The sequence below is a fragment of the Marivirga arenosa genome, assembly GCF_030503875.2.
Lineage (GTDB): Bacteria > Bacteroidota > Bacteroidia > Cytophagales > Cyclobacteriaceae > Marivirga > Marivirga arenosa.
In genome coordinates, this window is sequence record NZ_CP129968.2 from 2612125 (window position 1) to 2634010 (window position 21886).

The window sequence follows — 21886 nt, forward strand, 5'->3', positions numbered from 1 at the left end:
ATTGATATTATGAAAAAAATCTATTTACCTCTACTATTTTTATTCTTGTTTATCAATGGGTGTTTTGTATCAAAAGAATACCCTGTTGAGTATGATTATAATTTTCTGGGAGATTTTGATGACTATAAATCATTTGATTTTTTCATATCAGAGACCTACATGCCAGATGCTCCAAAAAAACTAGTTAAATCAACTATTAAAAGCCATTTGGAGCTGTTAGGGTATAAATATGATCCTGAAAATCCAAGCTTTTATGTAACTTACTTTTATATCGATGATCCACTTAAATATAAAGGGTATGAACAACCCCAAATGGAAAGTTTTGTCAAGTATAGAAGCGATAGTCAGAAAGAAAGAGAAAAGTATATGAAAAAAAAGTTGGACATTGACGAGGGTACTTTGGTGATTAATTTCACAGAAACAGAGAACTATTCAATGATATGGCAGGGATATACAACTGACTTATACTCAGAGAATATATTTGATGATCCACGTAAGATTAGAGTAGCTGTATTGAGTATATTGAATAATTATTCATATGTTCCACAACGAAAAAATAATTAATTTTTTTCACCTCTTTATTTGCAAATAAAAAATCCATTTTTACCTTTGTACTCCCTTTGCAAGAGGGATAAAAAATTGCCCGATGGTGTAACTGGCAACACGTTTGGTTTTGGTCCAAAAGAGTCTAGGTTCGAGCCCTAGTCGGGCAACAAAATCCCGTCCATAACTGATTAGGACGGGATATTTTATTTTAAGCGCAAAAAATAAAAAGATGTCCTCTGTAAAACTTTTCTCCGGTTCAGCCACAAAATACTTATCCGAAAGAATAGCAGCTAGCTATGGAAAACCTTTAGGAGATGTTGAACTTCAAAAATTTAGTGATGGTGAACTTTCACCTTATTTCACTGAGTCGATCAGAGGCCACCATGTATTTCTAATTCAATCTACCTTCCCTCCTGCTGACAACATCATGGAATTACTGTTAATGATTGATGCAGCAAAAAGAGCAAGTGCTTACAAAGTGAATTTAGTTGTTCCATATTTTGGCTATGCTCGTCAAGATAGAAAAGACAAGCCAAGAGTGGCAATTGGAGCAAAAATGCTAGCTAACATTTTTGAGGCAGCAGGTGCTGATAGAATTTTAACTTGCGATTTACATGCTGGACAAATACAGGGGTTCTTTAACATACCTGTAGATCACATGGATGCTTCAGCTATATTTGTTCCTTATCTTCAAGAAAGTATTACACCTGATACTATTTTCGCTTCACCAGATGTTGGAGGATCAGCAAGAGCTAGAAGATATGCTAAGCATTTCCAACTTGACATGGTAATATGTGATAAGCAAAGAAAGAAAGCTAATGAGGTTCATGCTATGCAGGTTATTGGAGATGTTCAGGACAAAGACGTTATCATTTTTGATGATTTAGTAGATACTGCAGGAACTTTATGCAAAGCTGCAGATATGTTAAAAGATAAAGGAGCTAAATCAGTAAGAGCAATCATTACTCATCCTGTTTTATCTGGTAATGCATATGAAAATATTGCTAATTCAACTTTAGATGAATTAATAACTACCGACACACTTCCTTTAAAACAGAAGTCAGATAAGATTAAAGTACTTTCGGTGGCGGATATGTTTGCTAAAGCAATAAGAAAAATTCACGATAATGAATCTATAAGTTCATTATTCATTTAATACGTAAATATTCACTTTTAACAAATAATAATTATGAAAACTGTTGAGATTATAGGGTATAAAAGAGCAAATCTTGGCAAAAAAGAGGCGAAAAAATTAAGAGCAGAAGCTATGGTTCCTGCCGTATTATACGGTGGTGACGAGCAGATTCACTTTTATGCGCCAATGATTCTTTTTCGCCCATTAGTATTCACTGCTGAAGCACATTTCGTTAACTTAAACATAGAAGGCGAAGAGTACCAAGCAATTTTACAAGATGTTACTTTCCACCCAGTAAGTGAAATCATCATGCATGCTGATTTCTTACAATTACATAAAGGAAAGACTATCAAAATGAATATCCCTGTTCACTTAGAAGGTACTGCACCTGGTGTGACTAAAGGGGGTACTTTAATTCACAAAAGAAGAAATCTTTTAGTAAAAGCTTTACCGAAAGATATGCCTGAGCACATCAACTTAGATATTAGCGCATTAGATTTCGGTAAATCAATCAAGGTTGAATCCGTATCTGTTGAGAATTGTGAAATCTTAGATACACCGCAAGCATCTATCGCAGTAGTTGAAATTCCAAGAGCACTTAGAGGTAAAGCTACAGAAGATGCAGAAGGAGAAGAGGAAGAAGGAGAAGAAGCAGCAGCAGAAGGATCAGAAAATTAATTCATTCGAATTATCAAAATATTTAAATCCTGTTCATTTTTATGGACAGGATTTTTTGTTTTAATATAACAGCTTATCCTCTCCTATTTTGATAACTTTGTGTAATACATTTCATCAATTCCAAAACGTTTAAACTTTGGATAATAAAGAAGTAAGAATAAATAAATTTTTAAGTGAAGCTGGCTTTTGTTCAAGAAGAGAAGCTGATAAACTTCTTGAAGAGGGTGTGATTACCATAAATGGTAAACAGCCTGAAATGGGAACTAAAGTAAAACCTACTGATGAGGTGAGGGTAAAAGGCGAACTTATAAAAAATTCAAATAATAATTTAGTTTATTTAGCCTTTAATAAACCAAGAGGTATAGTATGTACTACGGATACCAGACGAGAAAAAGATAATATCATTGACTTTATCAATTATCCAGAACGCATATTTCCAATTGGCAGACTAGATAAATACAGTGAGGGTTTGATATTATTAACCAATGATGGGGATATCGTAAATAAGATTCTACGAGCTAGAAACAATCATGAAAAGGAATATATTGTTAGGCTTAACAAACCAATTAAAGGCAATTTTATTAAAGAAATGGGAAGCGGAGTTCCGATTTTGGGTACGATTACAAAGGAATGTTATATTGAACAATTAGGAACTCATAGTTTCAAAATTATACTTACTCAAGGCTTAAATCGACAGATTAGAAGAATGTGTGAACACTTTGGATATAAAGTTGCAAGTTTGAAAAGGGTGAGAATAATGAATGTTAAATTAGATTTACCAATAGGAAAATGGAGACATTTAACCACTGATGAACTAAAAAACATTAATGAATTGGTGAAAACTTCACACAAAACTTTTGATAGCAATTCAAAAGGCTAGAACATAAATAATTAATAGAATATAAGATATACCAGTATGAAATACCTAATTATTGGTTTAGGAAATATAGGAGCAGAATATGAGTTAACTCGCCATAATATTGGCTTTTTAACTCTAGATAGATTAGCAGATAAACATGACGCTAAATTTGAGACACTCAAATTGGCTATGAAATCTGAAATAAAATATAAAGGCAGACAAATCCATCTCATTAAGCCAACTACCTATATGAATTTATCAGGTAAAGCGGTTAATTACTGGATGCAAGAATTAAAAATCCCTAAGGAAAATATTTTGGTAATCACTGATGACATTGCCTTGCCATTTGGAAAACTAAGACTAAGAGCTAAAGGATCTTCAGCTGGGCATAATGGATTAAAAAATATTGAGCAGTTAACAGGTGGTCAAAATTATGCGCGACTAAAATTCGGGGTGGGTGATAACTTTCACAAAGGACAACAAGTTGACTACGTATTGAGTCCTTTTACTCAGCAGGAATTTGATGAACTACCATTTATAATGGATAAAGCTTGTGATATGGTTTATGGTTTTTCCACTATAGGTATCAACAGGACCATGAGTGAATATAACGATTAAACTATATTCTTTATTCAAAATAAAAAAGGCTGTTTCAATTGATTTAAAACAGCCTTATACATTTAATTCTATTCTTACAATTATTCAGCAGAACTCGCTTGAGCTTCTGGTAATAGAATTGCTTCTACAAATTGATCTTCATTCAAATACTCATTAGCAGCCTTTTTAAGATCTTCAGCACTTAAACTATTGATCTTATCTTCAGATACTATAAAGTTATTCAAATCATCACCATAGTAGTAGAAATCAAATAATCGATTTAACCAATAATCATTCTTCTTTAGGTTCTCTTTTAATCCTTTTAATTGAGCCTCTTTTACTTTGGCTAAATCTTCCTCTTCTACCCCATTTTCTTTAATATCTTTCAATATTTCATGGGTAGTACTTACCAAGTCATCAACATTTTCAGGTCCACAAGGGAATGCTATTCTAAATGAATAACGATTTTCTGGAAGCCTTTGCATATTGGCTGAGGCTCCTACTCCATATACACCACTCTTCTCTTCTCTTAATATATCAATCAATTCATTTGTAACTAACTCACCTAATGAATTTAAATAATATGCCTGCTGCTTATTATATTCGGTTTCACCATGATAGTAAATAGTAGCAAAACTTTTTTGATCTGTACCTTTTACGATCTCCTCTTTAACAATACCTTTTGGAGGTCTTATTCCTAAATCAACCCAATCATCTTTTCTTTCTAAAGTTGGTAAACTTCCTAAATAGGTTTCTAATAAAGGCGTGATTTTATCAACTTCAAAATTACCTACCACTACAAAAGTAAAATCACTGGCATCTGCAAAACGCTCTTTGTAAATTTCAAATGCTCTTTTAAAATCAATTTTAGCTAAATCTTCAGCAGTAGGAAAACCACCACCTCTTGGATCATCCTGTGCAAGTATCTTACTTACTTTATCGCTATAATAAAATTGAGGGTTAGACATTAAATTGCCCAATAACATTTTATTTTTACTCACATAAGAGCCAAAAGCTTCTTCATCCAAACGAGGAGCTGTGAAGTATAAATGTGTTAGTTGGAACATTTCATTTAAATCCTTTGGACTAGCCTCAGCTCTAATCCCTTCTGATAATGAAGAGATGTAAGGACTTACTCTTACTGTTTTTCCAGAAAGCATTTTCTGAATATCAGTTTTGGTAAAATCAGCTACGCCAGCTTCAGAAATCAAAGAAGAAGCATTTGAAGCAGAGTAGTAATCTTCCATATCATACTGACTATGACCACCAAAACTATAGGCTCTCATTTTAACCTCATCATTTTTAAAATCAGTTGGTTTTAATACCACTTTAACACCATTGCTCAATTGTAATTCAGTTACTCCAATTTCATCAAATGTTTTAGTGCTTTCTACCTTTCCTGCTTTAGGCTTAGCAGTCATAAAGCTTTCTGATACTTCAGAATCTTGGTAAGCTTCAATATCAGAATTTTCAACTTCACTTAGGATTTTTAATACATCTTCTTCACTCGGCATTTCAACGCCTTCTTTTTCTGCACCAGTTAATACTACAACAAGATTATCATCTGTTACCCACTCGTCAGCTAACTTATTTAATTCCTCTAAACTTACTGTATTAATTAATTTCTGATAGAAGTCGTATTCATATTCTGCTCCTGGAATAGGAGTATTATTTAAGAAATGTTGAATATAAGTACTAGCAAATCTACTAGATTCTGTTTTATCAATTTCGGCTACTTTTTTCTCAGCTCTGTTTAAAAATGTCTTTTTAAAACGCTCTAATTCAGATGCTGTAAAACCGTGTTCCTTAATTCTTTTGTTTTCTTCAGCAAGCACCTTAATACCTCTCTCAAAACCACCTTCACCTACTATAGCAAAAGATGAATACGCATTCTTATTTCTTACCATTCCAGAATAATTAGTATTTGCAAAAAGGAAAGGAGGATTTGAAGATTGCCTTAACTCATCAAGTCTTTGACCTAACATTCCATTGTAAAGGTCATAAACTAATTCTCTTCTTAAATCTAATAAAGATTTTGTCTCTTCTTTATCGTGCTTATAATATAATTGAATTTGGTTAAAATTCGCTTCTTTATCTGTAACTATGCTCACATAGGTGTCTTCATGAGACGGAACATCATATAACTTTTTCTCTTTAGGCTTTTTAGGATTTTTTAAATCGCTGAATCTGGCTTTAATTTCTTGTTCCATTTCAGCAGGATCAATATCCCCTACTGCTATCACTGCCATTAAGTTTGGTCTGTACCATTCTTCATAAAAAGATCTTAAAGTCTCATATTTAAAATTCTCTAAGATTTCCTTTTTACCAATTGGTAATCTTTCAGCATATCGAGAATCTTTGAATAAGATCGGAAAATATTCATCACGCATTCTTTGGCTTGCACCTTGTCCTAATCTCCATTCTTCAAGAACAACACCTCTTTCTTTGTCTATTTCTTCTTCAGTAAATAATAAACCACCCGCCCAATCTGCGAGTACAGTCAAGCCTTTATCCAATACTTCAGGATCATCTGTTGGAATTGGAAGAATGTAAACGGTTTCATCAAAACTGGTATATGCATTTAAGTCAGCACCAAATTTAACCCCGGCTGATTGTAGATAATCTACTAACTCATTCTTTTTAAAGTTTTCTGTACCATTAAAAGCCATGTGCTCTGTAAAATGGGCCAAACCTAGTTGTTTGTCATTTTCCTGCATTGAACCTGCATTAATTACAAGTCTAAACTCTACTTTATCTTCAGGCTTGCTATTTTGACGAATATAATAAGTCAGGCCATTTTCTAACTGACCTATTTTCACCTTGGAATCTAAGGGAATGTCTTGGCTAAGGGCTTCCTTCGCATTTTGAGCAAAAGATGCACTATAAATAAACATAGATAGCAATACAATTGCTATAGTCTTTAATTTGAGCATAATATTAAGTTTAAATAGTTTATAGGTTCCAAATTATTACAATTTCTTAAACTGACCAACTACTAGGTTAGTTATTTTATTGTGTGGGAACAATGAATAATTTAAAGCGTTCTTAATATATGATTATAAATTTTAGAAATGTTGCTTCAGAAAAAGTACAAGATTGTTTCAAAAGTGCACTTTCAGCTTATCACGAATTGCATGATTATTCTATTACACTAAATCAGAAAAGAATTAAAAGTTCAACCATGCAGGCCCAGCCTGTAATTAATCTGAAAAACATCTTAACTGGTATAAAAAAGTATCAGATTAAATTGGCAGTATTTGTAAGTAGCAGTTCAGAACTTAAAGTCCGGGACATACCAGATAAAGTTTTAGTAGGTTGGTTTGCTCATGAACTAGGACATATTAAAGATTATATTTCGTATTCAAACATAGGAATGATAAATTATGGACTTAAATATATAGTATCAGATTCATTCAAAATGAAAACTGAACATGAGGCTGATTATAATGCCATTAAAAAAGGATTTAAAAGTGAAATTTTAGCGACTAAAGAATGGGTTTTAAATCATGACTTAGTGGGTCAGGATTATAAAGATAAGCTTAATAAATACTACCTCTCTAGAGAAGAAGTAGAATTATGTAATTTAAATGACTTACCATTCAAACCCATAGTAGAATAAAAAAGCCCTCAGTAGAGGGCTTTTTAAAATTATTAAATTAATCTTTGTAATATGTGCTCGGCCACACATCATTTGATCCATTAATATCTGGCGTAATTTTATTTGGATCAATTTCAATTTTTTCTACTTCTTTACCAGTACTTAAAAGATGATTCCATGAATCTCCTCTTTGCCAAATTTCAACCGGTAGTTCCACCATTTCATCAGTTCTATCAGCATAGGTCACTTTTATTTTAACTGGCATAGGAACCTCTCCTTTATTTGACAACACTAATAGATAGCTACCCTGATACGGATAAACACCATCTAAAGCAATATCTATATTACCATTTCCATAGAACCATGTTCTCCAGAACCATGAAAGGCTTTCGCCTGCCACATTTTCTATTGTATTAAAGAAGTCACCTGGCGTTGGATGCTTGTATGCCCATCTTTCGATGTAAGCTTTAAATGCATTATCGAATCTCTCATGACCTAAAATATATTCTCTAAGCATTAATAACCCCATTGCAGGTTTCATATAAGCTACCATTCCCAAATTTCTAGTATTTGCTACATCTGGGTAAGTAGCAATCTTTTCTCTGGTTTCGCTAGTAAGCCAGCTTACGTAAGCACGAGTTTCATCTAAATCATCGGCAAATTCACCATCATTAAATTCCTCAGAAGAATAAAAATTAATGAATGTATTAAAGCCTTCATCCATCCAGGCATAAAGTCTTTCGTTACTTCCTACAATCATTGGAAACCAGTTATGACCAAATTCGTGATCGGTCACTCCCCATAATGATTTATTTTTCGATTGATACCCACAGAAGTTTAATCCTGGATATTCCATTCCTCCTATATCCGCAGCAACATTAACTGCATTTGGATATGGGTATTCATACCACATATTTGAATAATGCTCTATAGAAGCTTTTGAATATTCTGTAGATCTACCATATCCGTCTTCACCATCACTTTCTTTAGGATAGGCTGATTGTGCCATAGCCTTCTTTCCACTTGGTAGATCAATTTTAGCAGCATCCCAAATGAATGCAGGAGATGAACCCCATGCTACATCACGAGCATTTTCGATTTTGAATTTCCAAGTTAAGTTTCCTGACTGTTTTGGTCTTGTTTTAGAAGGATCTCCAACTTCATCAGGCGTAATGATGTAAACTCTTTCATCACTTTTCGAAGCCTTATCCATTCTACTTTGCTGCTCAGATGTCAGTACATCTCCGGGATTCAATAACTCACCAGAACCAACTACTATATGATTGTAAGGTACAGTGACATTATACTCAAAGTCACCATATTCTAAATAAAACTCACCAGCACTTAAATATGGTTCAATATTCCAACCTCTGATATCATCAAAAACCACCATTCTAGGATACCATTGAGCCATGGCAAATATAGTTCCATCATCCACTTTTAATTGACCCATTCTATCCATTCCCTTTACTGGAATTTGATATTTGAAATTCATGCTGATTGTAGCAGTACCACCATTAGCTTCAATTGGTTCATTGAAGAAAACCTGCATTCTGGTATCATTTATAATATGTTTTGAAGATGGAGTTCCTCTCCTACCGCTTACAGCTTTCACATTGGAAATATCATAACCGCCATCCATGTCTCCAGTATATCTGTTGCCTTGAATTGGAGTAGTTAATGTACCTCTAGAAGTTTCTGTAAAACGATTCTGTTCTAAATGAAGCCATACAAACTCTAAATCTTCAGGACTATTGTTAGTATAGTCAATAGTGATTTTACCAGAGATCATCTCATTCTCTTCATCTAAGGTTACATCAATTTTATAATCTGCACTATTTTGCCAGTAATTATGTCCAGGTTTTCCAGAAGCAGATCTAAATTCATTCCCTTCTCTATCCCCAAAGAATTTAAATAATTCTTGGTTTGTTTCTTGTGCTTCTTGCGCATACAAAACTGTTGATATGGCAAAAAACAATAAAACCGAAATTTTAATTATTTTCATAAATCTTGTTTAGAGTTTTGATTTTAAAGAACACGAAATTAATAATATTTTATTGTGATGCCAGAATTGAATAATAATTACAACCTACATTTTCAAGAATAATTATGATGAAACTATTAACATCTTTTATGATTGCTGGTTATGGGTAATAAGTAGTTTTTATATCTTTGCCACAGCTAAAAAATTAATCGAAAATATTATGGAAAACATAGCAGTAATTGGATCAGGAACAATGGGAAATGGTATTGCCCATGTTTTCGCTCAAAATGGATTTAAAGTTTCACTAATCGATATAAGCGAATCAGCTTTAGAAAAAGGACTTGCTACTATCGGTAAAAACCTTGATAGACAAGTGAAAAAGGAAATCATTGATGAGGCTAAAAAAGCTGAAACCTTAAATAACATCACAACTTTCACTTCAGTAGCAGAGGGGGCTAAAGGTGTTGAATTAGTAGTTGAGGCAGCAACAGAAAATACTGATCTTAAACTAAAAATATTTAAAGAATTAGATGAGGTTTGCGATGACAAAACCATATTAGCCTCAAACACTAGTTCTATTTCCATTACCAAAATAGCATCCGTTACTAAAAGACCAGAAAAAGTAATAGGTATGCATTTTATGAATCCTGTTCCCGTAATGAAATTAGTTGAAATCATTAGAGGATATTCAACTTCTGATGAAGTGACTAATCAGATTATGGAAATGTCTAAGAAATTAGGCAAAATTCCTGAAGAGGTAAATGATTACCCTGGTTTCATTGCCAATAGAATTCTTATGCCTATGATTAATGAGGCAATCTTCAGCTTATTTGAAGGGGTTGCAGGAGTAAAAGAAATTGATTCTGTTATGAAATTAGGAATGGCTCATCCTATGGGACCATTACAACTAGCTGATTTCATTGGTTTAGATGTATGCTTAAGCATATTAAATGTATTACATGATGGCTTAGGCGATCCTAAATACAGACCATGCCCATTGTTAATCAATATGGTTCAGGCTGGAAAATTAGGAGCAAAATCTGGCGAAGGTTTTTATAACTATAGCCATGGCACCAAAGATTTAGTAGTTGCTGATACCTTTAAAAAATAATGGAAGGATTTAATCCTGAGATTTTAAAAGATTTAGTGAGAGTTAAAATGCCCTTTGGAAAATATAAGGGCATTTTACTTTGTAACTTACCTGTCTCCTATCTTGAATGGTTTAAAAGAAAAGACGGATTCCCATCTGGTAAGTTAGGTATGCAGATGGAAACACTTTGGGTAATAAAAACCAATGGATTAGAGGATCTACTCAAACCTCTAAAATAAAATTAAGCATCTTCTATACTTTTTTATTGATTAATGAATTCAACAAAAGGAGTTCTGGATAATAGTTTATAATCTTTATCTAATAAAGTAACTACATCAAGATTGTAATTGGAGATTGATTGAATAGTTTCATTTTCCTTGATTGCATAAACGCCTATGGAGACATTTTGATCGTGCAGGAGATTCTTTACCATTATTTGATCTCCCTTTCCTATAACTATTGCTTTAACAGACTCCATTTCACTTACTTTGTCGTTGAACTCAATAATTTTAGTTATACACACAGTGCAATCATAGGATAAATAGAGTATTGCAAGATTTTTAGACAAATATGTAAATTCTGAAACATTTGATCCTTTGATATATTGTAGCTTTTCAAAATCTAAATTTATAGTTTCCCGTTTTTTATCTTTAAAAGTACATCCTGCAAAAAGGACAATACAGAAAACAAATAAAATATTAGTTCTCATTAATGGCATATTTTAAAATTTGAGGATTTTCAGTTGAGATATTGATACCGTATAAGAATTTTCCACTAGCATCAATTGTAATTGCATATAATTTCTCATCTAAGACGTATTTTCCTAATAAGTTCCCTTCATAATCAAATTTTAAGATCTCGTTGGACACAAAAGAATTCCTTTCCCCATATTTATTGTTAATATTCCTTACATAGAAAACTGAATCTTGTAATGACGGTGAATCGTATCCCAATGGACACCCCCTACACGGAACTCCAATATTTGTACCTGTAACATTATAAGGGAATGGGATCTCCGTTTCTTTAGATGTAATATTTATAGGCGGAGTTTCAAGATTTTTCAGATCATAGATTTGAATCAAATCCACTTTTGAATAAGCAACTATCAATTTCTCATTAGTGATACTATATTTCATTTGAGCCAAAAACAATACCCCTTTTACCGCACCATTTATAAATGCTTCAGAGAGATTATGTTCTTTATCAATTGTGGGTGGATACTGGCCGAAAGTCCTTAGTGAATCCAAATCTTGATTATGAATCAAAAAACGCTTCTTGGGGAATGGTCGAATTATACTTACAAAAGTGGAATCACTTAACAAGGTAAATGAGACTAAATTAAGGGGATAGTCTTCATCATAAATTTGCATTTTGAATCCCTCTGACTTTAAATTACTTATATCTCCATTTAACAATTGATCGAATTTCAATTTACCTACTTGCTTTCCCGTCTTATCATGCAAAAAAATATGACCAGCATCCGATATTTCAATAGTAGCAATGGAAATTAATTCTTCAGGTCCATCACCACTTTTTATATAGCGACCAATTAGCTCTCCACTTTTTAGATTAAGTACCGATAGCAAACCATTGTACTCTTTAATATCAGAAATCAACATTAGAGAATCCTTTATAACTAAATCATAGGGATAATTAAAGGTCATATTAGGGAAAACATTAACCCCTTTAATTAAGCGTTCTTCTAATTGATAGTCATTTATATATTTTATCTTTCCTTGCATAGCACTAGAAGACATTTCTTCCTTCCTAGTACATGCTGAAATCACCAAAAATGCAAATAAGAAAACTATTATATTCTTCATAAAAGTAAAAAGAACCATAATTCATTCATTATGATTCTTCTCTTTTTAGGTTAGCGAAAGACTATGTTAATTTCAAGGATTGACATTTGGGCCACCGTTTTCGTATCCAAGTAATACGACATGTTCAAATGCAGTTTTAGAAAAAACGCACTCATAACCCCACCCACAAGACAGTCTTTCATTTAATGGATCAGCATTTACCTCTTTGGAACTTAAAGTAGCAATCGTAATTAATACTGCTCCTACAACTGTACTTAACATTAAAGCTTTGATTTTTCTTTTCATCTTATTTGTTGTTTTGATTGAGCAACTAATGTATTAATATATTTTTAATCACACAAACTTTAATATTTCTTTTTCAATTATTCTGCTAAATTGTTCAGAAGAAAAAAACTGTCCATAATTACAACTAACCAAGGACTTATCTTAATATTTATTTTTTTTTAAATATATAGCTGGAATAATCAATAGCATTAAAGTAGGGTTAATAATTAAGCGGTGTAGAAAGCTAATGATCATATGGTCGAGATCCGTGTAGAAGCGTAAAAGAAAATATGGAATTAGTAAAAAGAAAAAGCCAAACCCTTCTACCAGTAGTCCGAATTTCACATATTTCCTTTCATAAAACAAAGCATAAATTATTAGCAGGACTAAATTATCATTTATCAAAAACCGAAGACTTCGATTGAAAATAAACTCATTTTGATGTGATAATGAAAAACCAAAAAATGAACTATAATTGAATCGCTGACCAAGAAAGACTATACCTAAGAATATTACGCTTATGATAATTAGCGTAATTCTAAGACTACTATTAGGTTCTAAAATTCCTTTATTTATCATTTATTTTCAAAATCCATAATGCCCACATTCCAAAAACTGCTATATAGATAAATGCAGTAAATAAGTATTTATGACTAAAGTATAAAAATTCAGGCATTGAAATGGTGACATGAAACAACAGAAGAATTCGAAGCAGATTAAAAAGATGAATTACTATAATTCCAGTCGGAATAAACCATAGCATTTTCTTGCCAATAGTACCAAAAGCAATCAGAAAGGATAAAAATATTATCATTACATTTAGCCCATTACAGCCTTCATATACTGACAAAATAGGGTTTTCACCTTGGTAAATAAAAATACTTTTTAAATCTTCCGTTGGCCCTGTACTAATTTGATCTTCATATAAATCAATAATCCATGCGGTCTGTTCTGTCACTATTTTGGTAACTACATCGGCATCTCCTTTTGAAGCATCCAAATAAAATCCGTAGGCAATATTAAGGATAATGTAAAGCCCAATGAATTTGGCTAAAAATAGTATGGATGGTTTAAAATCTTGATATAAACTCACTTTCTAATAGTTTTTGCTGGTACTCCCACAGCTTTCTCATTGGCTGCTAAATCATTTATTAGTACTGCCCCTGATCCTAGCACACTATTTTCTTTCATACGAACTCCGTTCAAAATATTTGCACCGCTTCCTACAAAAACACCTTTCTCCAATTCAACATTACCTGCCAAATTTACTCCTGGCATAATTGAACAAAAATCATTTAAAATGCAATCATGACCAATTGTAGCATTCAAATTAATTACTGTAAAATTACCAATTGAAATGTTAGTAGTTAAATTCGCTCCAGCGCATACAATACTCCCTTTTCCTACTTCAATGATGTCATTAAAAATAGCATAGGGTGAAATCAAACGAGCATAATCTACTTTTGGGTTGGTAATTTTATTTACTATTTCTTTTCTCACCAAACCGTTCCCCACTGCAACTGCTATTGAAATAGGTTTATTCCAATTATTAAGATCCTCTATATTGCCCAAATATGACTGCCCTAATTCAGCAGATTTATCTTCATCATCGAAATAACCTAAAAAATGAAGGGGATGTCCCTTTTTGATTAACTGTTGAATGATCAGATTAACTTCTCTTCCGAAACCTCCTGCTCCAAATATTGCAATTTCTGTCATCTTAATTTTGCTTTATTATTTTGCCAGGATTACCTACCACTACTGAATGATCCGGAACATCTTCTACTATTACTGCACCTGCGCCAATTGTACACCACTTCCCTATTTTCACTAAGGGAATAACAGTTGCTCCTGCTCCAATTAGAGTCCCTTCACCTACATGAACACCCCCACATAAACTTGAATTAGGTGCGATATGAGCATAATCATCCACGATACAGTCATGATCTACACTAGCCGAAGTATTGATGATGACATGTTTTCCTATTTTGGTATCTGCATTAATAACAGTACCTGCCATAACCACTGTACCTTTCTCAATTTTAACATTAGATCCCAGTATAGAAGTTTTATTTATTGCAGTTCCAAAAGGAGCCTCTTTCAATTGCTGCACGACCTTCTTCCGAGTACTATTTTTACCGATTGATACTAGGCACTCTTCAGTTGATTTTTTGTAATCCTTTGTTTTACCAATTACTGGGATTCCCCATAATTCCTTTTTTGATTCATCTTCATCATAAAAGCCATTCACTTTTATACCTTGAGACGATAGATTGTCAACAATTACTTTAGCATGTCCACTTGCTCCAAATAATAACATACTCTTGATTCGAGATTTTAATTGATAATTGTAAAACTAAATAATAATCCTGAAAGGATTACAAATGACCCGTTAATACTCCCTCTTTCACCAATTCAGAAACTATCAGTTCAGTCATATCACTTTTAAAACGAAACTCATCCCGAATATCCATTACATAGGCTTTAACCCTCATTTTATAATAAGAATTCGTATTATTTATCTCATTAAAGAATAATATTGTTATGGGTTTATCTAGATAAATATACTTTGACACAGTAGATGCTTGCGTAGCTATTTCTCTCGTTCTAATTGTATCAATAGTAAGAGGCAAATAAATCTCCGCAACTACCTGACAATTAGCTTCTCCTGAATTAGCATTTGATAATGAACTGTTCATCATCACCGCATTTGGAACAGAAACCAATGAATCATCAGGCGTAACTATACGTGTTGATCTTAGTCCTATTTCTACAACTTCTCCATAAAACTTATCAATTTCAATTTTATCGCCTGATACAAAAGGTCTGTCTAACAGAATAACAATACCCGCAAAAATATTCTTTAGAATATCTTGTGATGCAAAACCTACTGCCACACCAATGGAAGCTGAAAATGCCAACATAGTGGCCATTGAGGGTTTGAATATTACAACTATAATTAAGGTAACTACTAATATCCATCCTAAAATCTTAACAATTGGGATAAGGCCTTTAAAGGTGATTCTATATTTCGTACTGCGTTCTGCTAAAGCATTTAAAACAAAAGTTATGGCTCTTATAATTAGAAAACCTACCAATAGAAAAATTATAGAATAGAAGATATTATCCCCAGAAAAAAACTTCGATATATCCTCTATTTTATTGTCTTCTTTCTTTGGCTCAGTAGCATTTGCTGTCTGGACAAAAACTGTATCAGTTTCTGATTTTGACTCTGAAACTTCCGAATTGGCTGACTGATCTGCTGAATCCCTTCTTATGGAGTCCTTGACCACATCAACAATAGAATCAATTGTTATTAAGCTACTATCTATTTTAGAAGGCTCTAGAGGTTCCTGTGCGTAACTCTCAAAAGATACGGCTAAGACTAATAAAACCGATAATAAACTATTTATAACAACATTTCTCATAGTAAATTTCTAGACTTTAATAGTTGAACCGTATTTCTGTAAATAATTGGATTAACAAAGAATTGGCCTTCTTTCTCTTGTAAAACGCCATCTTCTAAAAGCTCTATTAATAGAAATTTAGTTTTAGTGATATCATATGAAAGCACTTTTGCTAACTGCCCCTGAAATAAGCCATCATGCATGATTAAGGCCTGTAATACAAAAACTCTATCCATCTTTATTGAGGATAAGAAGCTGAAGTCAGGCTTTTTGAAATTTTTAATTATAATGTTTTGATCATCTACTTTTTTGGTAGATAACAACCAAAACATCAAGGCCATACTAATATTGCTTTTCGCGAAGTTATTAAGGTCTTTAAAGAACCTTTCCTTTAAATGATCTTGCTTCTCCTTTTCATCAAGTTTATTATATTTTTTGTCATTTATATCTTTTTCAGATTTTTCAAATTGAATTTTAAAACCACTTATTCTATTCCTTTTGATAATTAATTTACTGATTTCATCATCACTTAATGGTTCTAGCGGAATATGATAACTAAAGAAAGCACTCATTTTTAAAGACTTCTCTAAATAATTAAATGTATAAATAGAAATGGAACCGATCCAGAATACATTCTTTTGTGTAGCGGTCATAATATCTATAAAATCAATAAGTGACTTCTGTCCGTGCATTTCTCTAAGAAAAAGCTTTTGAAGGTTCTCAATGATTATGATTCTCTTTTTACCTGTATTCAAAAACTCAATTATTGACTCTTTATCCGTTAAATTTTCCTCTAATTTTTCAGATAATATTTTAAAAAGTGTTTGGGGTTCCGGATCATTGATTTTCAATTCAATCCGTAGAGGAATAATATTGAACTTGATGTTTTTAACTGAATAATTAATTAAAGAAGTCATACCACTCCACTTCTCAGCAGTCAGTAAAACAGCTGCAAACTTTCCTTCTTGCCAGGCAGCATAGGCGGTTGAGATTCTTTTAATTTCTTTTTCTCTACCTTCAAATAAAACCATATCAGTTAAGGGTTCTATTGCGTAAAGTTTCCTGTAAATGAGGGGTAATCCGTTGATTATCTGATTTGATTCATTTAAGAAATCTGACACTGCTCTATTCGGCTCATTTACGATGGTAGCTGATAAAAAGCGTTTAGATAATTCTGTTTTAAGCTCTAAAGCCTTATCGTAGTATTTAAGAAAAAATGATTTTGCTATTGAAAAGTAATTCTTAATGTAATCGAATACTTTCTGAGTTAAAGCTTCAGATTTGTGCAAAGCTTTTGCCTTACTAATCCGAATTCTTAAAGCCGAAACTTTATCATTTTGCTTAAGTTTTTGTAATTCTTCTATTAACTCATCACTCATTTCTCTGAGCTGTTCTCCAGATTTCTCAACTATCTCATTAATCTGGCTTTCTACTTCATTTGTAGTATTTTCAGCTCTTTCAAATCCATCTACTATGATACTTTTTGCTTGCTGTTCATCTTCATCTTGGTCCAGTGAATTTGATGCTGCACTTAATACATAGTCCACTATCTCATCAATATCTCCCACCTTAATCAAGAGTTCATCCATTACCCTGAACACCTCACTTTTCAACTCTTCAAGCTTCGCATTTAAATCTGGAATTAGTTCAAAGGACAATAACTCATAATTTGAAATAGTGGAAAGCTCATTATCTTCCAATGGAACGTCAAATTGATTTGATTTCGTTACTACATAAGCGGTTGCTAACTTTTCAACTCTCTCACTCACCATATGCTCAAGTCTATCCATCTGATTCAAAATAGAATTCTTAGATAAGTTTTCTTGCATATTTTGAATCAAACCTTTCCCTAGCTTCTTATTAGTAATATACTTTACCTGAGTAATCTTTTTTGTAATTCCCTCAAGCCCCATTACTTCCTGATCAAACATAGCTTGTGCCTCGGCCAAATAGGATTTTATATCATTTAAAAAATGATCATAAATTTTCGCCTTCCAAGATTGAATATTCTCATCAAGATCATGAATATTATTAGCGATATAAGCTTGTAAGGCAGATAGTTCTAATACCGATCTCCAATCTTCAAATAGAGCATGGATTGTATTCTGCCAATTATGATGATGCTTTGAATAATGCTTTTTTAATTGACGGTAATCTCTTTCCAGCCTCCTTTCAGAGATCAGTTTTTTGTTATATTCTATTGTGCCGATTAATTCAAACTCTTTTTCATATTGCTCACAATTCTTTAGGTAGGCATCGTTTATCTTAAGCTTAATTGACTTTTTAAAATCTTCATTGAAATAACTAGTTGGATCATTATCGATTTGATCTGGATTTGATTCAAATGATTTTACCTCTAAAAGTGCATCCGAAAATTCCTTTAGAATATCCTGATTAACTTCATCTAAAGTGGAATACATTTTATTGAAAAACCATCTTTCAAATAATGCTTGAGTTTTAACTTCATGCTTCCAGTAATGCAGCTTTTTCTTTTCCTTCCTAAAAAGATTAGCAATATGAAATGGAATTTTTGAAAACTTAAAAGCAAAGATTTTATAAGGCTTAAGTAATTTGAGTCTAAAAGCATCTTCCTTTAAAATTTTAAAGCGAGCTTCCCTTTGTTCAATATTGACTTTCTCAGGTATAGAAGAAAGATAATTATGAAACTCAGTGGATAGTGTCTGATGGACGTTAATCTCATCTTCTGCCTCTAAGTTAGGCTTAACATTGTAGGTGTTTTTAATAAACTCAAAAACAGATTGCTTATAATCATCTTCAATTTTAGCATCACTAATTTTTGAATCGGAAGGTTTTTGCTCCTTTATGAATTCAAAATGCTTAAGAATAAATTCCTGCTTTTGTTGAATGCGCTTCTGGAAATATTCTTGTAAAAAAGCATGCCATTGCTGGGCAATCTGTTCTTGGTTCTCTTCCATAAATTACTTTTGAAGGAATTACAAATTTGATACTTTTTAGGGAATAAAAAAGTCTGCCCAAGGTAATTTAAAAAGCAATAAAATTCTGTAAATAGTGGGTTTAAATAAAATATTCCAAATAAGATCAACATAAAACTTATCACTCTCAATGAATATGCGTACCTTTGCGGCTTGATTGACAAAATGATATGATTAATACCAGTAATTTAACTTTACAATTCGGGAAAAGAGTTTTATTTGATGAAGTAAACATCAAATTTACTCAAGGTAATTGCTATGGCGTAATTGGCGCTAATGGAGCAGGAAAATCTACTTTTCTTAAAATTCTTTCTGGAGAGGTAAACCCTACTAAAGGTTCCGTTAGCCTTGATTCAGGAAAAAGAATGGCCGTTTTAAAGCAGAACCATAATGAGTTCAACGAACATTCTGTATTAAATACAGTAATGATGGGGCATGATAAGCTTTGGAACAATATTAAGGCCAAGGAAGAGCTGTACAGTAAGCCTGATTTTTCAGAAGAAGATGGTATTAAAGTATCTGAATTAGAAGAAGAATTCGCTGAAATGGATGGCTGGAATGCTGAATCAGATGCAGCTGCCTTATTAAGTGGATTAGGAATAGAAGAAGAGCATCACTATAAGTTATTGAAAGACATTAGTGGTAACTATAAAGTACGTGTTTTATTAGCTCAAGCTTTATTCGGTAATCCTGATGTATTGATTCTCGATGAGCCTACCAACGATTTGGATATTTATACTATCGCTTGGTTAGAGGATTTCCTTTTAGAATTTAAAAATACAGTAATCGTAGTATCTCACGATAGACACTTTTTAGATACTGTATGTACTCACATAGTGGATATTGATTTTAGTCAAATCAATATGTTCTCTGGTAACTATTCTTTCTGGTATGAATCAAGTCAATTAGCGCTACAGCAAAAATCATCTGCAAATAAAAAAGCAGAGGAAAAGAAGAAAGAGTTACAAGAATTCATCGCTCGCTTTAGTGCAAATGCTTCTAAATCTAAGCAAGCCACCAGTAGAAGAAAGTTATTAGATAAGATTAATGTAGAAGACATTAAGCCATCTACCAGAAGATATCCTGCTATTATTTTTAATCAAAACAGAGAAGCCGGGGATCAGATTTTACAAATTGAAAAGTTGAATAAATCTGTTGAAGATAAGGTACTCATAAAAGATTTGGATCTATTCGTCAATAAAGGAGATAAAATATCTGTATTGAGTAAGGATAGTTTGGCTACCACTGCCCTATTTGAGATACTGAATGGCAATATGGAAGCAGATTCAGGAAGCTTTAAATTTGGGCAAACTATTACAACTTCTTATTTACCAAACCATAATGATGAGTTTTTCCAGAGTGATGAGAACTTAATCGACTGGTTAAGAAATTATTCTGAAGAAAAGGATGAAGTGTATATCCGTGGATTCTTAGGTAAAATGTTATTTACAGGTGAGGAAACTTTCAAATCAGTGAATGTTTTATCTGGAGGAGAAAAAGTGAGATGTATGGTTTCTAAAATGATGTTAACAGGTGGTAACCTATTAATGTTGGATGAACCTACCAATCACCTTGATTTGGAATCTATTCAGGCATTTAATAATGGATTGAAAGACTTCCCTGGTACAGTGATCTTTACTTCTCATGACCATGAATTCACCAACACTGTAGCAAATAGAATTTTAGAAATTACTCCTAATGGAAATATTGATAGCTTAAAAACCTATGATCAATATATGGATGATGATAGAATTCAAGCACAGAGAGAAGAGCTTTATGGTAAGGTAACTGCCTAGTTCAATTGAAACTTATGAGTCATTTTTCAGTTTAAGTACAAACAATGAAAAAGATTTTCAATATTTTAAAAGGCTTACTAGCGATAGTGGCCTTTTTCATTTTAGGCTATTATATGGTAAAATACTTTGTTCCCTCCGTAGGTAAGGCTCCTGAGAAAAGCGAGATGCAAAAATCTCCTTACTATAATAAAGGTAAGTTCGTAAATGTAATCCCGACTAAGAGTGCTGAATTCACACAGGTACCTAGGATTATCAGAAACTACTTTAAAAGAAATGTAGAAACTCAACCTAGCCCAGATTACATTTTCAAAGAAACCCACAAAAATGAGAATGATAGTATCTTACAAGTAAACTGGTTAGGTCATGCAGCCATTCTACTGCATAAAAATGGAAAATATGTATTGCTAGACCCAATGCTCGGAAATAGAGCTTCACCTTTTAGTTTCATGGGGCCTGAACGTTTTAGCGCTCCTCCTATTTCGGCTCAAGATTTACCAGAATTGGATGCTGTAGTTTTCTCACATGATCATTATGATCATTTAGACTATGAAACCATAAAAAAAATAGCGGATAAAACGAAGCTGTTTTATGTCCCAACCGGTGTTAGGGCCACTTTAGAATATTGGGGAGTTAAATCAGAAAAGATCAAAGAATTTAGTTGGTGGGATACTAATAGTGAAAATGGAATTAGTATTACAGCCACTCCTGCACGTCATTTTAGTGGTCGTTTATTTAGCCAAAATAATACTTTTTGGGCTACATGGGTGATTGATATTGATGGTGATAAAATCTACTTTGGGGGAGATACGGGGATATTTAAAGGCTTTGGCGAGATTGATAAGAAATTAGGTCCGTTTAAGCTAGCGCTATTACCGATTGGCGCTTATAATGAAGCCTGGCATGATATCCATATGGATGCCGGTGAAGCGGTGGAAGCCTTTAAGCAAATGCGTGCTGATTATATGTTTCCTATCCATTGGGGCACATTTGATTTAGCCTTACATAGCTGGTATGAACCTATTCACGAGTTGGAAGAAATGGCTCAGAAGAATGACATTCCCTTGATTTCAAAACCGCAGGGTAAATGGTTTCAGCTTTCAGAAGAAAGTGAAATCGGATGGTGGAAGAAATACTCTAAGGAGATATCAGAATAAA

21 protein-coding genes and 1 tRNA gene are annotated in these 21886 nt (G+C 32.9%); 11 read left to right on the forward strand and 11 right to left on the reverse strand.

Annotated features, from left to right (window positions below; translation table 11 throughout):
* Window positions 1–9: 9 nt before the first annotated feature.
* The 6 genes from QYS47_RS11315 to pth all read left to right on the forward strand — a co-directional run bounded on the left by QYS47_RS11315 (window position 10) and on the right by pth (window position 3836).
* On the forward strand, window positions 10–564 hold the full coding sequence (locus QYS47_RS11315; RefSeq protein ID WP_322346180.1) for a DUF4136 domain-containing protein: 555 nt from the start codon (window positions 10–12) through the stop codon (window positions 562–564).
* Window positions 565–640: 76 nt separating this feature from the next.
* Window positions 641–713 (forward strand) — tRNA-Gln (locus QYS47_RS11320).
* Between the two features lie 62 nt (window positions 714–775).
* Complete coding sequence (locus QYS47_RS11325; protein WP_308356532.1) at window positions 776–1702, forward strand: ribose-phosphate pyrophosphokinase; 927 nt, start codon at window positions 776–778, stop codon at window positions 1700–1702.
* Window positions 1703–1735: 33 nt separating this feature from the next.
* The gene (locus tag QYS47_RS11330) at window positions 1736–2359 is read left to right on the forward strand and encodes a 50S ribosomal protein L25/general stress protein Ctc (RefSeq protein ID WP_308356531.1); all 624 of its coding nucleotides are present in this window, start codon (window positions 1736–1738) and stop codon (window positions 2357–2359) included.
* A 136-nt stretch (window positions 2360–2495) separates the two neighbouring features.
* Window positions 2496–3239, forward strand: coding sequence for a 23S rRNA pseudouridine(2604) synthase RluF (gene rluF / locus QYS47_RS11335; RefSeq protein ID WP_322346184.1), 744 nt, complete (start codon window positions 2496–2498; stop codon window positions 3237–3239).
* A gap of 36 nt (window positions 3240–3275) precedes the next feature.
* Window positions 3276–3836 (forward strand): aminoacyl-tRNA hydrolase, encoded by a 561-nt coding sequence (gene pth, locus QYS47_RS11340; protein WP_302124723.1) that lies wholly within the window; start codon window positions 3276–3278, stop codon window positions 3834–3836.
* Between the two features lie 80 nt (window positions 3837–3916).
* Here pth and QYS47_RS11345 read toward each other — a convergent pair whose 3' ends face one another.
* Window positions 3917–6748: a M16 family metallopeptidase gene (locus QYS47_RS11345; protein WP_322346187.1), complete on the reverse strand. Its 2832-nt coding sequence runs from the start codon at window positions 6746–6748 to the stop codon at window positions 3917–3919.
* A gap of 119 nt (window positions 6749–6867) precedes the next feature.
* Between QYS47_RS11345 and QYS47_RS11350 the strand changes: the two genes are divergently transcribed.
* Entirely contained in the window at window positions 6868–7434 is a 567-nt protein-coding gene (locus tag QYS47_RS11350; protein WP_322346190.1) for a hypothetical protein, read from the forward strand.
* A 37-nt stretch (window positions 7435–7471) separates the two neighbouring features.
* On the opposite strand, the gene QYS47_RS11355 is transcribed toward QYS47_RS11350, so the two are convergent.
* Window positions 7472–9418 (reverse strand): M1 family metallopeptidase, encoded by a 1947-nt coding sequence (locus QYS47_RS11355; RefSeq protein ID WP_322346192.1) that lies wholly within the window; start codon window positions 9416–9418, stop codon window positions 7472–7474.
* Window positions 9419–9617: 199 nt separating this feature from the next.
* Between QYS47_RS11355 and QYS47_RS11360 the strand changes: the two genes are divergently transcribed.
* On the forward strand, window positions 9618–10508 hold the full coding sequence (locus QYS47_RS11360; RefSeq protein ID WP_322346193.1) for a 3-hydroxybutyryl-CoA dehydrogenase: 891 nt from the start codon (window positions 9618–9620) through the stop codon (window positions 10506–10508).
* Window positions 10508–10726, forward strand: coding sequence for a DUF3820 family protein (locus tag QYS47_RS11365; protein ID WP_302124715.1), 219 nt, complete (start codon window positions 10508–10510; stop codon window positions 10724–10726). The genes QYS47_RS11360 and QYS47_RS11365 overlap by 1 nt, the downstream gene beginning before the upstream one ends.
* Before the next feature lie 23 nt (window positions 10727–10749).
* Here QYS47_RS11365 and QYS47_RS11370 read toward each other — a convergent pair whose 3' ends face one another.
* From QYS47_RS11370 to QYS47_RS11405, 9 genes are all read right to left on the reverse strand, one after another.
* A complete protein-coding gene (locus QYS47_RS11370) occupies window positions 10750–11196 on the reverse strand; it encodes a hypothetical protein (RefSeq protein ID WP_322346195.1) in 447 nt (148 codons plus the stop codon).
* Complete coding sequence (locus tag QYS47_RS11375; RefSeq protein ID WP_322346197.1) at window positions 11186–12310, reverse strand: BF3164 family lipoprotein; 1125 nt, start codon at window positions 12308–12310, stop codon at window positions 11186–11188. Before QYS47_RS11375 ends, QYS47_RS11370 begins: the two co-directional genes overlap by 11 nt.
* Window positions 12311–12382: 72 nt before the next feature.
* Window positions 12383–12595, reverse strand: a complete 213-nt coding sequence (locus QYS47_RS11380) for a hypothetical protein (RefSeq protein WP_302124708.1) — start codon at window positions 12593–12595, stop codon at window positions 12383–12385.
* A gap of 141 nt (window positions 12596–12736) precedes the next feature.
* A complete protein-coding gene (locus QYS47_RS17540) occupies window positions 12737–13153 on the reverse strand; it encodes an exosortase F system-associated membrane protein (protein WP_407660332.1) in 417 nt (138 codons plus the stop codon).
* Window positions 13143–13667 (reverse strand): exosortase family protein XrtF, encoded by a 525-nt coding sequence (gene xrtF / locus QYS47_RS11385; protein WP_322346200.1) that lies wholly within the window; start codon window positions 13665–13667, stop codon window positions 13143–13145. The genes QYS47_RS17540 and xrtF overlap by 11 nt, the downstream gene beginning before the upstream one ends.
* Window positions 13664–14293, reverse strand: coding sequence for a NeuD/PglB/VioB family sugar acetyltransferase (locus tag QYS47_RS11390; RefSeq protein WP_322346202.1), 630 nt, complete (start codon window positions 14291–14293; stop codon window positions 13664–13666). Before QYS47_RS11390 ends, xrtF begins: the two co-directional genes overlap by 4 nt.
* A 1-nt stretch (window position 14294) precedes the next feature.
* Window positions 14295–14894, reverse strand: a complete 600-nt coding sequence (locus QYS47_RS11395; protein WP_302124700.1) for an acetyltransferase — start codon at window positions 14892–14894, stop codon at window positions 14295–14297.
* 58 nt (window positions 14895–14952) lie between these two features.
* Window positions 14953–16002 (reverse strand): mechanosensitive ion channel family protein, encoded by a 1050-nt coding sequence (locus tag QYS47_RS11400; protein ID WP_322346205.1) that lies wholly within the window; start codon window positions 16000–16002, stop codon window positions 14953–14955.
* Window positions 15999–18917: a hypothetical protein gene (locus tag QYS47_RS11405; protein WP_322346207.1), complete on the reverse strand. Its 2919-nt coding sequence runs from the start codon at window positions 18915–18917 to the stop codon at window positions 15999–16001. The genes QYS47_RS11400 and QYS47_RS11405 overlap by 4 nt, the downstream gene beginning before the upstream one ends.
* A gap of 188 nt (window positions 18918–19105) precedes the next feature.
* Here QYS47_RS11405 and QYS47_RS11410 point away from each other — a divergent pair, with 188 nt between their 5' ends.
* The gene (locus tag QYS47_RS11410; protein WP_308356518.1) at window positions 19106–20731 is read left to right on the forward strand and encodes an ABC-F family ATP-binding cassette domain-containing protein; all 1626 of its coding nucleotides are present in this window, start codon (window positions 19106–19108) and stop codon (window positions 20729–20731) included.
* 44 nt (window positions 20732–20775) lie between these two features.
* Window positions 20776–21885 (forward strand): MBL fold metallo-hydrolase, encoded by a 1110-nt coding sequence (locus tag QYS47_RS11415; protein WP_322346211.1) that lies wholly within the window; start codon window positions 20776–20778, stop codon window positions 21883–21885.
* Window position 21886 lies beyond the last annotated feature (1 nt).